Origin of the sequence: Mycobacterium sp. DL440, assembly GCF_011745145.1 — a bacterium.
Taxonomy (GTDB): Bacteria; Actinomycetota; Actinomycetes; order Mycobacteriales; family Mycobacteriaceae; genus Mycobacterium.
The window spans coordinates 2,202,709-2,215,893 of record NZ_CP050191.1; the positions used below are offsets into that span (position 1 = coordinate 2,202,709).

13 protein-coding genes and 1 pseudogene are annotated in these 13,185 nt (G+C 64.3%); 7 read left to right on the plus strand and 7 right to left on the minus strand.

Annotation, left to right across the window (positions count from 1 at the left end):
* Position 1 precedes the first annotated feature (1 nt).
* The 3 genes from HBE63_RS10625 to HBE63_RS10635 form a co-directional block, all read right to left on the minus strand.
* Complete coding sequence (locus tag HBE63_RS10625) at positions 2-1,195, minus strand: spermidine/putrescine ABC transporter substrate-binding protein (RefSeq protein ID WP_166904714.1); 1,194 nt, start codon at positions 1,193-1,195, stop codon at positions 2-4.
* Between the two features lie 66 nt (positions 1,196-1,261).
* Positions 1,262-2,302: an ABC transporter ATP-binding protein gene (locus tag HBE63_RS10630; RefSeq protein WP_371814954.1), complete on the minus strand. Its 1,041-nt coding sequence runs from the start codon at positions 2,300-2,302 to the stop codon at positions 1,262-1,264.
* A gap of 430 nt (positions 2,303-2,732) precedes the next feature.
* Positions 2,733-4,199, minus strand: a complete 1,467-nt coding sequence (locus HBE63_RS10635; RefSeq protein WP_208301341.1) for an MFS transporter — start codon at positions 4,197-4,199, stop codon at positions 2,733-2,735.
* Positions 4,200-4,293: 94 nt separating this feature from the next.
* Between HBE63_RS10635 and HBE63_RS10640 the strand changes: the two genes are divergently transcribed.
* The gene (locus HBE63_RS10640; RefSeq protein ID WP_166904715.1) at positions 4,294-5,682 is read left to right on the plus strand and encodes a cytosine permease; all 1,389 of its coding nucleotides are present in this window, start codon (positions 4,294-4,296) and stop codon (positions 5,680-5,682) included.
* Between the two features lie 102 nt (positions 5,683-5,784).
* Here the strand turns inward: HBE63_RS10640 and HBE63_RS10645 are convergent, their stop codons facing one another.
* Both HBE63_RS10645 and HBE63_RS10650 read right to left on the minus strand, forming a co-directional pair.
* Positions 5,785-6,633: an alpha/beta fold hydrolase gene (locus HBE63_RS10645; protein ID WP_166904716.1), complete on the minus strand. Its 849-nt coding sequence runs from the start codon at positions 6,631-6,633 to the stop codon at positions 5,785-5,787.
* 30 nt (positions 6,634-6,663) lie between these two features.
* A complete protein-coding gene (locus tag HBE63_RS10650) occupies positions 6,664-7,740 on the minus strand; it encodes a hypothetical protein (RefSeq protein WP_166904717.1) in 1,077 nt (358 codons plus the stop codon).
* 171 nt (positions 7,741-7,911) lie between these two features.
* On the opposite strand from HBE63_RS10650, the gene HBE63_RS10655 reads away from it, so the two are divergent.
* Entirely contained in the window at positions 7,912-8,559 is a 648-nt protein-coding gene (locus tag HBE63_RS10655) for a LysM peptidoglycan-binding domain-containing protein (protein ID WP_166904718.1), read from the plus strand.
* 186 nt (positions 8,560-8,745) lie between these two features.
* Complete coding sequence (locus tag HBE63_RS10660) at positions 8,746-9,612, plus strand: hypothetical protein (RefSeq protein ID WP_166904719.1); 867 nt, start codon at positions 8,746-8,748, stop codon at positions 9,610-9,612.
* A 62-nt stretch (positions 9,613-9,674) separates the two neighbouring features.
* Here the strand turns inward: HBE63_RS10660 and HBE63_RS10665 are convergent, their stop codons facing one another.
* Positions 9,675-9,950, minus strand: coding sequence for a hypothetical protein (locus HBE63_RS10665; protein ID WP_371814955.1), 276 nt, complete (start codon positions 9,948-9,950; stop codon positions 9,675-9,677).
* Positions 9,951-10,173: 223 nt separating this feature from the next.
* The gene (locus tag HBE63_RS10670) at positions 10,174-10,695 is read right to left on the minus strand and encodes a hypothetical protein (RefSeq protein WP_166904721.1); all 522 of its coding nucleotides are present in this window, start codon (positions 10,693-10,695) and stop codon (positions 10,174-10,176) included.
* A 162-nt stretch (positions 10,696-10,857) separates the two neighbouring features.
* Between HBE63_RS10670 and HBE63_RS10675 the strand changes: the two genes are divergently transcribed.
* The 4 genes and pseudogenes from HBE63_RS10675 to HBE63_RS31885 form a co-directional block, all read left to right on the plus strand.
* Positions 10,858-11,466 (plus strand): TetR/AcrR family transcriptional regulator, encoded by a 609-nt coding sequence (locus tag HBE63_RS10675; RefSeq protein ID WP_166904722.1) that lies wholly within the window; start codon positions 10,858-10,860, stop codon positions 11,464-11,466.
* Positions 11,467-11,518: 52 nt separating this feature from the next.
* Entirely contained in the window at positions 11,519-12,049 is a 531-nt protein-coding gene (locus tag HBE63_RS10680) for an SAM-dependent methyltransferase (protein WP_166904723.1), read from the plus strand.
* Between the two features lie 123 nt (positions 12,050-12,172).
* Positions 12,173-12,565 carry a phosphatidylglycerol lysyltransferase domain-containing protein gene (locus tag HBE63_RS10685; protein WP_243858599.1) on the plus strand — a complete coding sequence of 131 codons (393 nt, stop codon included), beginning with the start codon at positions 12,173-12,175 and terminating at the stop codon, positions 12,563-12,565.
* Positions 12,538-13,041 (plus strand): annotated as a pseudogene (locus HBE63_RS31885) (rhomboid-like protein); the annotation flags it as partial. The gene HBE63_RS10685 and the pseudogene HBE63_RS31885, both read left to right, overlap by 28 nt.
* Positions 13,042-13,185: the final 144 nt, after the last annotated feature.

Below are 13,185 nucleotides of genomic sequence, written 5' to 3' on the forward strand. Positions count from 1 at the left end.
GTCAGCCTCCGGTCACTGCGGCATAGAGCTCGTTGAACTCCTGGGTCTGCTCGTCGGTCAGGGCTGCCCAGGACTTGAGGTTGTCCAACGTCGCGGCCGGCGGGTTGATCAGTTGGTTGCCCGCGATCGCGGGGTCGATCTTGCTCAGCTCGTCGGTCATGTCCGACAACACCGGGACGAACTGCGTGGTGGCGATCAACTTCGCGTAGTTGGCCCGGTCGTAGATGTAGTCGATCCACGCTTCGGCGGCCTTCTGATTCTGTGTGGTGTAGGGGATCACCATGGTGTCGATGAACCAGGTACCGCCGGCTTCCGGCACGATGAACTCGATGTCGGGGTTGTCGGCCTTGAGTTGCACGGTGTCACCCGAATAAGCCTGGGCGATAACCACATTGCCCGATGCCAGTTCCTCGGCGTAATCGTTGCCGGTGAATTTGCGGATCTGGCCCTTGTCCTTGTTCTCCCGGATCGTGTCGACGGCCTTCTTGACCCCGTCGCTGGTGGGATCCTCTGGTGAATTGCCCTGCGAGAGCATGACCATGCCCACGCCGTCCTGCAGGTCCGACAGCAGGCTGACGCGACCCTTGAAGGCCGGATCCCACAGATCCTCGATCTTGGTGATGGGGCGGCCGGTGGCGGCCTTGTTGTATGCCAGGCCCACCATGCCCGACATGAAGGGTGCGATGAACTTGCGGCCCGGATCGATCTTCGAGTTCAGCAGATCGGGGCGCAGATTTTTCTTGTTGGGCACCCTCGAGTCACGAATCTCACTGAGCCAGTGCAGATTATTGATGCGGGCAGCCATGAACTCGGTGGGCACCACCAGATCGGCGCCGATATCCTGCTTGCGCGACAACGGCTCCTTGACCTTGGCGAACCACTGCTCGTTGTCGTTGAAATCTTCCTTGTAGTCGACCTGCAAGCCGGACGACTTCTGGAATGCCTCGACGAAACCGGGTGCCATGTACAGCGGCCAGTTGGAGACCCGCAGCAGGCCGCTGGCCGGTGAGCCGTCGTCGGGCGCGGCCGACGTGGACGGGGCACTGGATTTCTCACCTGAACTACATGCGGCCAGGACCGAGGGGCCCAGCGCGAGAGCGGCGGCAGCTGCGGCACCGCCACCCAGGAATCGGCGACGTGAGGTGCGGTTCGCGGTGAGCCGGGCAAGCAGTTGGGGATCGAATTGAGCGGGCATGGGCGACCTTTCTGAATTCGGCGCTTTCGTCGATAAAGGGTGGATGGCGGCTTCTGCTGCTGATGCCTAGGTGTCGTCGAGCATCTCTTCGAGATCTTCGGTGGTGGGGATGTCCGCGGCCGGAAGCACCCGCGACGCGTCGGGTGACCAACCCACGTGGACCTGATCGCCCGGACGCAGCAAGGGGAGCTCCTGCTCGGGGCCGACGTGGGCGATGATCGTCGAATCATCAGGAGCGGCAAGGGAAAGCCGGAGCACCGGACCCTGGAACGTCAGGTCCTTGACGGTGGCGGCAACGGTGGCCACATCCCCGGTGGGAACATCCATCGAGACGCGGACCCGTTCCGGGCGGACCATCAGGGTGGCGTGCCCGCCGGGTTCGATGGTGGTGTCGCCGGGCTTGGCCTTGAGCGTGGCGCCCAGCACTTCCACCTCGACGAAGTCGCGGTTGGCGCGTCCGGTCTGTCGGCCCGCCCACAGGTTCGCCTGCCCGATGAAGCTGGCGACGAACACCGTCGCCGGGCGGTCGTATATCTCGGTGGGGCTGCCGATCTGCTCGACGTTGCCGTTGTTCATCACTGCGATCCGGTCGCTCATCGTGAGCGCCTCTTCCTGATCGTGGGTGACGTAGATGAACGTGATGCCGACCTCGCGCTGGATCCGCTTGAGTTCGAATTGCATCGCGTGCCGCAGCTTGAGATCCAGGGCGCCGAGCGGCTCATCGAGCAGGAGCGCGCTCGGGTAGTTGACCAGGGCGCGGGCCAGTGCCACCCGCTGCTGTTGCCCGCCCGAGAGCTGGCCCGGCTTGCGCTTGGCGAAGTCGGTGAGCCGAACGATTTCCAGCAGCTCGTCGACGCTGCGTTTGATCTCGGCTGCGTCTTTCTTGGCGGTCTTCCTTCTACTTCGCGGCCCGTAGGCGACGTTGTCCCACACCGTCATGTGCGGGAACAGCGCATAGTGCTGAAAGACCGTGTTGACGTTGCGCTTGTGCGGCGGCACGCGGGAGACGTCGACACCCTCCAGTCGGATGGCGCCCTCGGTCGGGCTTTCGAAGCCGGCGATCATGCGCAGGGTGGTGGTCTTCCCGCAGCCCGACGGGCCGAGCATCGAGAAGAACTCACCCGACGCGATCGAGAAATCCGCCTCCGTTACGGCGACGTAGTCACCGAACCGTTTCGTAACATGGTCGATCTCGATGACGGGCGCGCCAGTGCGTGGCGCGCCGTCGTGTCCCGTCGATTTGTCGACGGCGGTGATATCTGGGCCGGTCAGCGGACTCCTCCTCCATTACAGCCGCGGAAGCTGTCGGTAAACAATCGCGGATTGCGCCGACCTTCGCAAGCGATTCCGCAATGAATTAACAATTATTCAATGGAATCCTTCGTTTGGACGGTCTTGACAGCGTGATTCCATAGCGTGATGGGTGAACGGCCGCGGCGCCTGTGATCGGTCTACGGTTCGATGGAGCAGCAACTGACTGGTCTCAAGTTTCGCAGCCCAGCGGGTCGTCACGGCGGGAAACCGGCGACTGAGCGGATCAGCCCCACTCGTGGTTCATCGCGCGGGACTCCGACATGGTGTGCACGGACTCGCCGTGGCGGTCCGGTGCCCGGGAGACTGCGATGAGTGCCATCGCCAACGCGGCGGTGACCGCGCCGGCGACGAAGATGGTCACGAAGCTGACTGCCGAGGGCACCATCTGATGCCCGAGCAGCACGGCCACGACCGCCGCCGCCACCGAGCTGCCGATGGTTCGGGCGATGGCGTTCATGCTCGTGGCGATGCCCGTCTCGCTGGTATCCACCTCACTGACCACCAGTGCGGGCAACGCGCCGTATCCGAGGCTGATGTACGCGTTGGCCAACATGCCCGCCAGGACGACCTGCCAGGGGCGGTCGTGGGCGACGGCAAGCATGACGAATCCGGCGATGCCCGCGAGAGCGGCCACCATCAGTACCCGGCGGGCGCCGTACCGGTCGATGTAGTGGCCACTGACCAGCGCCACCAGGAAACCGGTGAGCGCTCCGGGGAGTAGGAAGTAGACGCTCGCCTGCAGAACGGTGGCCCCGAAACCGTAGCCGGCGGCCTGGCGTGACATCTGCACGAACTGGGTGAGGCCGAGAAAGGCGAAGTACAGGCCCATTCCGACCAGGATCGTGGCGAGATTGGTCAGCAGAATGGGGCGCCGGGCCAGCATCGTGGTCGAGACCAGAGGATCGGCGGCCCGTCGCTCCCACCACCACCATCCGGTCAGTACGCCGACGCCGCCGAGCAGAAAACCGACGGTCCCCGGGTGACTCCATCCCCACGAATTGCCCTGGGTGATCGCCAACAGCACCGACGACAAACCGACCGCCAGGCCGACGGCGCCCAGCCAGTCGATCGCCCCGCCCGCATCCGGTCGACGGTTGGGCACGACCACGACCGCCACGACGATGACGACGGCGGTGAATGCAGTGGTGAGCCAGAAGACCCGGTGATACCCGGCATCGCCCGACATCAGTAGGCCGGTGACGACCAAACCGACGCCGCCGCCGAAACCCAGCGTTCCGGACAACACCGACATCGCTCCGACCAGTCGATCCTCGGCGAGTTCCTCACGCAGGATCGCGATGCTGATCGGGTAGAGCGCGTACGAGGCGCCCTGCAGGATGCGTGCCGCAACCAACAGAGGTACCGACGCGGTGACCGCGGCCAGCACGGAACCCGCCAGCACGACCACCAGTACGCCCAGCAGGACACGCTTCTTGCTGTAAAGGTCGGCCAGACGCCCGATCAGCGGGGTCGAGGCGGCCGCGGCGAGCAGGTTGGCGGTCACGGCCCAGCTGACAGCCACCGAGGTGGTGTTCAGCTGCCGGGCGATGATACCCAGGATCGGAACCACCGCGGTCTGCAGGATAGCGACGGTGAGAGCGGTCAGACTGAGGCCGGCGATCAGGACACCGGCGCGGCGCGGCGTGGGGAGCGAGGGGGAAGCGGACCGGTCAGTTTCGGTCCTGGCCACTTCGGCTCCGATCCATAGCTAACCTTTGTGTTCGGTCGATTATGGCCTTGGTCCGGCACGTGCCCGCACACCGGGTGCGTGGTCGAATAGACGAATGGCTTTCGGAGTCAGCGGACTCAACGCATCCACGTTCAGCGGGCGCCGCCCGACCGGCTCGGGTGATCTGACCGTGGAGACCCATGGGATCGCGCCACTGGCCGCCGACCAGCGCTACGGACATCCAGCCCGGCTGTTCACGGTGTGGTTCGCGCCGCAGGTCAATATGACCGGAGTCTTCACCGGCACGTTGGCGATCACCCTCGGGTTGGGGTTCTGGCTCGGGCTGCTGGCCATGGTGATCGGCACCGTCCTGGGTTCAGCCGTGGTCGCCTACCTGTCGACCTGGGGCCCACGCACAGGGACGGGTCAACTTCCCAACGCGCGCATGGCATTTGGCGGTCTCGTGGTAATACCGGGCATCCTGCAGTGGGGATCATCGATCGCCTGGGACGCCCTCGTCGGATTGTTCGGCGGAGAGGCGCTCGCGGCACTGCTGGGCATCCCGTTCTGGATCGCGGTGCTGATTGTGCTGGCCGTACAGGGCGTGGTGGGGTTTTTCGGTTACGAATTGATCCACCGCCTGCAAGCGGTGTTGACCGTCATCCTCTTCATCACCTTCGCGGTCTTCACCGTCAAACTGGTCAGCGGCCATGACATCGTGGTGGCGGCATCGGTGGGCGGCGCGGATCTGGCCGGGGCATTCGTTTTCGAGGTCACCATCGCGCTGAGTCTGGCGATCTCGTGGGCCAGTTACGCCGCCGATTTCAGCCGTTACCTCCCCACGGATTCGCCACGGTGGCAGGTCTTCGGATATTCGTTCGCCGGAATCGTGTTGGGCTACATCTTCGTTCAGGGCATCGGTATCGCAGCCGCAGCCGTCATCGGTGAGCACACCGCCGACGGCGTCCACGCCGTCATGGGCGGGGGTCTGCTCGGCGGTCTCGCCTTGTTGGTGATCGCGCTCGCGGCGATCGGGTCGGGAGTGATGAACGATTACAGCGGCTCGTTGGCGTTGCAGACCATCGGTGTGCGCGTGCGCCGACCGGTGTCGGCGATCATCGTGACGGTGCTGGCGTTCGGCTTGATCCTGTGGCTGCACGCTGCCGACACCGCGACCCGCTTCACCGATGTCCTGCTGTTGGTCAGCTACTGGATTCCGGCGTTCGTCGCGGTGGTCGTGGTGGATTGGATGCTCCGTGCGCGGGGACGCACGAGCATCGATCCGAGTGCCGAACCCACGGTTCGCCGTGACGCGATAGCTGCGCTCATCGCGTTCGTACTGGCCTACGCGGTGGCGGTGCCGTTCATGAACACCACGCTGATCCAGGGTGCGGTCGCCACCGCATGGCACGGCGCCGACATTGCCTACTTTGTCAATTTCATTGCGGCGCTGATGCTTTACGGTGGCTATCGGCTGCTGACGCGGCGGTCTCACCGACCCTAGCGGTCACTGCAGTGCGGCGAGCACGTGCTCGGTGATGGACAAGGTCATCACCACCGGGTTGGCGATGTCGCGTCCGGCGACGAGCACACTGTCATCTTCCGCTCAAACGGGATGGGCCGCGAACCACTGCAACAACATTCCTGCGATGTCCGCCGGCTTCTCTTCCGGAAGCCAGTGCGAGGCCCCGCGGAGCGTTTCGAAACGGTAGGGACCGCTCACGTACTTCGCGGTGTCGCGCGCCGGCTTGGCGGTGATCGCGATGTCGCGGTCACTCCAGACATACAGCGTCGGCACGGTGATCTTGCCCGCTGCGCCCGGGCCAGATCGGCTCAGCGGCATGGCGCGATACCAGTTCAGTGCCGCGGTCAGGGCCCCGGTTTCCGCCATGGATCGAGCGTCGCGCATGGCCGCCTCCGGAGGCAGTCCGCTGCGGATCAGCGTGTTGGCCATCGCTTTTCCTGTGCCGTCGCGCCCGAGCATGAGCCGTTCTGGCACCCACGGCAGTTGGTTGACGTACATGTACCAGGACGCCAGTCCCTGGCGGCTGGTCAACATCGACCGTAGGAAGGCAATGGGGTGGGGCACCGACAGCGCCGACAACGAGGCCAGCCGCTCGGGCGCGTGGTCGGCCAGGCTCCAGGCCACTGCAGCTCCCCAGTCATGACCGACGAGATGCACGCGGTCGGCACCGCTGGCATCGATCAGCGCGAGGGTGTCTTTGACCAATTCCGTCGGACAGTAGTCGCGGCGGCGTGACGGCCGGGCGCCGGGTGAGTACCCGCGCTGGTTGGGTGCCAGACACCGGAAGCCTTTGCCGGTGAGCAGCGGGATGATCTGCTCCCAGCTGCTGTTCTGCTGCGGGAAGCCGTGCAGCAGAACAACCACCGGCCCATCGGCAGGTCCGCTGTCGGTGACGTCGAATACGAATTCCCCGCGGCGGTATTGATCCATGTCCAGCATCATGCCAAGCAGGCCTGTCGATCAGGCGTTGTCCTTCGATGAGATGTTGTTGAGCAGGCTTTGTGCCTGGCGGTCCACCATCCCGGTGATGCCCTGCTGCGATGCTCCGAACAGCAGCGAGTAGCCGACTACGTGGGCGTTGGTGGTGACGCTGACCCCGTCCCCGGCGATACCTGCCTTGACCATCAGCAATCCGGCGACAGCGGTCAATGCGCCGGTGGGAAGTTTCAGCAACAGCGAGGCCATCGGCACCGCGTAGGCCGTGGACGTTCCTTTCATCCGGCGGATGGCCACTGCCCCTACGAGGCTGGCGCTCACCAGGCCGAGGAGCTCCGCAATGGCGATATCAGCGCGGGGAGACGATGTGCCGGTGGTCACGAGACCGAAGGTATCCGGACGGAGGGCGCCGACAACGCCGAAACATATGGCCAACAGCGCCAACGCCCCGGTGGCGCCCAGCAGGACGTTGCGGAAACTGCGTAGCCGCATGCTCTCGCTGTCGGAGGCGGCATGTACCGCCTTGGCACTGCGCGCCAGGGCTTCCCGGTCGTGTTCGGTCCACTTCGAGTGCCCCAGAATCTCCCGGATCGCCACGACCGACTCATGGCTGTCACCGAGCAATTCCTTGCCAGTGGAGATGATTTCGGGTAGCCGGGCCCGGACCAATCCGGGTGTCGCCAGCCGGATGACCATGACGTCCACGGCGTGAATTCGAATCCACGTGGCTTCCACAGCTGCGCCGTTGAGCAGGCCACGCAGGCTGCGCGGGGCATTGACGATCTGGGTGGCCTCCTTGAGCCGGCGCCGTGCATCGAGGTAGCGCGGGTCGTCCCGGCAGTCGACCGGGAGCCCGTCGAGATCGACATGGAGATCGGCGAGCCGGCCCCGGGCCACCTCACGCCACACCGACAACGGCCGGTGACGCAACGTGTCCCGGAGTCTGGAACCGGTTGGTTGGTTGCCAGCCGCCGCGGCCCCGGCGAGCGTGAGCGTCGGGCGGTCGCCCACCGCTGAGTGCTGGGTGGTCAACGCGGTCATGTCCACGTCTGATTCGTCATCGTCATCACCGTCCGGCAACTGAACTGACAGATCGAGCATTCACAGCATGGCCGGGCTTTTGAGTGCGGGCACGCGTAGTGCGCTACCTCAAACGCACTACCTCAGATCTGATGCCGTCATTTGAGGTAGCCGGCTACGCGCGACCGTCTCCGTTCATAAATCCGACACTGAGCCGATCGACGCCTCATGCGATCAGAAAGGTACGGCCAGATGAAGAACTACACCGTGGCGCTCGGGGACACCCTGTTCGGGATCGCCCAGCGTGAATATGGCGACGGCGGTCTCTATCCCGTCATCGCCGAACAGAATCACCTCAGCAATCCGGGTCTGATCAACATCGGGCAGGAGATATTGATCCCGTACGTCACCTACCGGTACCTGTTCACCACCGACGACGGCACTGCCGCCCGTCAACAGCTCACGCAGTCGTTCTATGGGACGCAGAGCCCGGCCATCCAATTGATTTGGGAAATCGTCAACGGTGTGGCGCAGCGGGAAATCCATCGTGGCACCTGGTTGCTGCTGCCGGATCTCACCAACGTCGGGCACCACACGGTTGTCGACGGGGAGACCTTCGCAGGATTGGCAGGCCGGTGGTACGGCGATCATCACCTCGCAGCCGTCGTCGCCAACGCCAACGACCTCGACGCGTCGACCGATCCGGCCCCGGACCAGATTCTGATTGTTCCCGGACTCAACCGTCGCCGCCACATCGCCGGTGACACCCTCGAGTCACTGTGTGCCGAGGAGTACGGCGACCACGATGTGAGTACTCGGGCAGCAGTTGCGGCCGCAGTCAATTACATCGGCCGCCCGCACACCTTGTTCTCCAACCAGGCGGTGTACTTTCCGTCGTGAACACACCGGGGCGGTCGACAGTGGTTGTTTGCCAGTGGATCCCGCGTTGCCGTTGCCTTGAGGCGCCGTGATCTTTCGGTGGCCAACTTGTGACAGCAACGTGGTGACGTAGCAGTGCTGTCCCGGTTGCCGAGCGTGCACAGGATCCGGTACCAATCATCAGGTGTGGGTGGGAAGGGCGAGCCGATGACCGGGTTTGGGGCAGAAGACGTTGCGGGGCACTGGCTGACCGCGGCAGAAATCGCCCAGGCGTCGCAGCTGCGCGAGGATCTGGTCGAGCGGTTCCTCCCGGCCATACCGCCGCAGGAGAATCTCTACGGCCGCGATCTGGTGTCGGTGGCCAGATTCGTCAAGGCGCTCACGGACCTCGGGACGCCGACCGCCGCGGTCGAAGTGGCTGTCGCTGAGCTTCGCGCCCGCCCGGACGCGGCGTTCAACGTGGCACTCGGCGCTGGTGGTGGTGCCGGTCGCCGGCAGCTGAACGCCAAGTTGTCCGGTGCGCGAGTGTGGAGGGCGATCGGTGCGACCACCGCCGCTGCATTGCTCGTCGGCGGCGTCGTGGCGGTCACCGTCTCCGGCGATGATGAGCAACGCGCCGCGGGACCGCCGCCGTCCAGTGCGAAACCTGTTCCCGCTGAGGTGATTGCGTCGACAGTGACGGATGAGCCGGGCAGCAGGCCTGCGCAGGCGTTTGCCGCGCCCAAGCCGGATCCGGTCTGCGCTCAGTGGCAGCGGGCCAGCGCCGGGTTCGACGGCAGGCAACACGCTTGGGACAAGACCGATCATCGTGTTGCGGCCTCGCGATGGTCGCCCAAACAACGGTCGGTGACGATGTCCGTCATCCCGATCATGCGTCAGGAGGCTGCCGAACTGCGCCGGCTGGCGGACAAGGCCACGGATCCGCTGCTGGCCGGACTGCTGCGGGCACAGTCCCGGTATGTGGACAACTACGCCACCAAGCTGCCGAAGTTCGAACCTGTGGACCATGGGAACTGGACTGCGGCAGCCGCGATGGGCGGCGCGGTGAAAGCAGTTTGCTCCACGCCACGTTGACCGTTCTCATTTCGGATTCTGGTGGGGCACTAGGGGATGAGTGCCCCGCCAGAATCGGTCAGCTACATCGGAACCCATCGATCGAGGAACCAGAAGCCCCAGCCGCGGCCGTCACCGGAGGGCATCGGGGTTACCCGCTGGCCATTCCATTCGAACGGTTGATGATCGCGACGCCCCGCGTCGATGCCGCGACCGTGCCAGTCGTCGGGCCGAGCGCCACGGTCGTCGTGACGGTCGCACTGCGGCGCGCCCGGACGGTCGCAACCAGGGCCCGGTTCGGCGGCGGCGGTACCGATGCCAAGGCCTAGTAGCCCGGCCATGCCGATTCCTGCCGCCATCGCCGATATGCCAACGGATTTTCTGAAACGCATCGCTTTACTCCGTTTCTGACCAGTGCGACGACGGTGCCGCACGGAGAGCAAAGCTATTTCGGCGGGTTGTGTTTGCCCTGTGCTGATTGTGGGGACGGGCTGTGCAATTGGTAACGTATTGAAATCCGCACGGTATCAAGATGATTGATCGCTGACAGCCGATTCTCAGATACGGACCGGCGACCCACCATCACCAGGTCAGGTTGTGCTTTTCGAAGTGGCGGGCCAGCGCCTCCATGTATTCGTCGCCGTGGAACGGCCCGCGAGCGCCGATCGCCTTCTCCAGGAAAGGCCCGTACTCCTCGTCGTTGACGTAGGTCGACCAGTGGGTGATCTGGCCGTCGTCGTTGGTGTCGATGAAGCTGATCGAGTAGAAGCCCATCGTCTCGCCGTCGGCCGTCGTGCCTTCCCAGCGGTAGCGCATGACAAGGCCGTTCTCTGCCGGCCAGAACTTGTGGTCGACGGGTTTCCAGTCCGGGAAGGCCACCGAGTAAGCCTTGGCCTCGACGGTGGCCGCGACGTCGAACGATGTCGCCACGTCTTTGAGGACCAGTTCCTGCCCGGCTACGAAGTAGGGCGAGGTGTATACGGCGTCGTCGGTGAATTCCCACTCGTCATAGGACTCGCCTTCCTGGACCTTCCGCAGTACGTATTTGTCCCGGTAGCTCTCGGCCATACGGCGGTGTTTGGCGATTCGATCGACCAGATCCATTGCGGTCCTTTTCCATTGGGGGGGCGATGGGTGCAGGCCAGCGACTCATGCGGCGTGGCGCACACAATTAATATACAGAGCTGTATCGTAGATTCAACGGTGAATTTCCGGGGTGGGGCGACGGTGACCCATGTTTTGCGGGGGCGCTGGGAGGATGCGGCGGTGGCTGAGCGGTGGACCAGGCAGAGGCGGGTTGAGCACACCCGTACGTTGCTGCTCGACGCGGCCGAGGAAGTGGTGGCGCAGCAGGGTTTCGGCGCCGCCGCCCTCGAGGTCATTGCGGATGTCGCCGGTTACACCCGCGGCGCGATCTACTCGCACTTCGGCACCAAGGAAGAATTGTTCCTGGCCGTGATGGAGCGCCAGCTGCAACGCTTTCTCGACGGGTTCACCGACATTGTCGAGTCTTTTCACACGGTCGGTGATTTCGACGCCGGCAAGTTGGCCGAGCGCTGGCGAGAACTGAGTATCGGCGCACCCGACCGTGCGGCGCTCGGCTACGAGTTCACTCTGTTCCTACTGCGCAATCCCGAAGCGCGGGAACGGGTGGCGAAACAGCGTCAGCAGACCGTGCGTTTGCTGGCCGACTACATCGACGCCCACCTCGCGAAGATCGGGGGACGCCTACGGGTGCGCTCCGACCTGCTGGCCAAGGTACTGATCGCCGCCAACGAGGGAATCACGCTCGGCAGTCACATCGATTCCGAAGACTTGTACCGGCCTTTTCTGGAAATGGTGATGGCGCACGTGGAACCCGACGACCGGAGCTAGACCAGGTCTATGAGGGACGCTCGGAGCCGGATTGGATACCCGTGCTTTTCGGATGGATTTGCCGTCCGAGGTGACTGTCTTCGAGATCGACCTACCTGAACTCTTCGCGTTCAAAGAGCCCGTTCTGGCCAACGAAGCCGTCACCCCCGTCTGTCATCGCCGTGTCATCGCGACCGATTTGCGAGGGGATTGGACGACGCCCCTGCGTGAAAGCGGATTCCACTCGGAATCGCCGACCCTCTGGGTCGATGAAGGCGCACTGGCCTATCTGCCCGACGGCTCGCGTCGCGATGTGGTCGCTGCACTGACCGAATTATCCACTCCCGGTAGCCGATTCGGCGTCAGTCGGTGCTCGGTGGATTCCAACAGCCGGCCCTACTCCGGGCTGCGAAACCTGGTCGGCACCAACACGGCAGGTGACGTCCCGCGTGAAACCATCGGCGATGTCCGCGAGTGGCTCGACGGCCTGGGTTGGGACAACGAGTTTCACAGTTGGAACGACACTGTGGCCCCGCTTGATCGTGCTGTCGCGGTTGAGGATTCCGAGGTTGGCCACATCGCTGCGGTGCGTCGGGGACAGTAAGCGCAGCGCCACCGCTATATCGGGGCATTTGCCGATACGGCTGTGCGAACCGTGGGACCGCCCCGGTCTCCTTTCATCGGCTCGTTCCGTGCCCGGTTCGTATATTGGAAGATAGAGCGAACGGTGAACGGAATCGACGAACGGCTCGCCGTCGACATGATCACCTGGGCACAGCTGCACGGGGACGAGCGCGTCTCGCTGCCTTTTGCGCCGTTTCCCGATCTCTTCGGGAAAGACCGAAGCGGTGAGGTCACCGTGCGCGCACTGCGAACTCTTGCGCACGTCGGCGACCGGCTCATCAAGCTGGAGTCCTTGTATCGCTACGTCCGGAAGTTCGACGCGATGGCCGAGCAGCGTTACGTGTTGCTGCCGCTGGTGGATGTCCTTCCCGCGGCGGCTGCGTTACTCACTTTGGAACTCGCTCCACAGCGCCCGACCCCATTGACCAGCGCGTTTCGGCAATCGCAGCCTCGGTATGCTGGATCGGGATGTTGTCGCGAGTTTTCTCCAGTCTGATCCGGGTCCGAGTCACCCTGACGTACGCGACGGCACTGTTCGTGATCGCGTCGCTGCTGCTGATCCTGGGGCCCCAGGTGCAAGACCGTGTGGTCGGCCACCTGAGCACCAACTTGGAAAACCTCGGCCGGGGCAATCTCGCAACGCTCCTCGGGAGTGCCTTCGTCACCGCCGAGGGATACACATATCTGCTGCTGCCGGGCCTGGTGTGCCTGCTCGCGTTGGCAGAGCTGCACTGGCGCAGCAGGCGGTTGATCCAAGCATTCGCCATCGGCCACGTCGGGGCCACCCTGATCGTCGCCGCCGGACTGGCCGCCGCGATCAAACTCGGCTGGCTGCCCATCTCGGTCGCGCACGCCAACGACGTGGGGTTGAGCTACGGCGCTCTCGCAGTCCTCGGCACCCTGACCGCGGCGATCCCGATGCGGTGGCGCCCGGCATGGATCGGCGGTTGGGCGACAATTGCCCTCGTTGTCGCGGTATCGGGGACAGATTTCACTGCGACTGGACACGCCATCGCGTTGATAATCGGAATGCTGTTGTCGCTCCGGTTCCGCTCTGAGTCGAACTGGACGCCGGTCCGGCGGACGCTGCTGGCGATTGGAATCGGGTTTGGACTT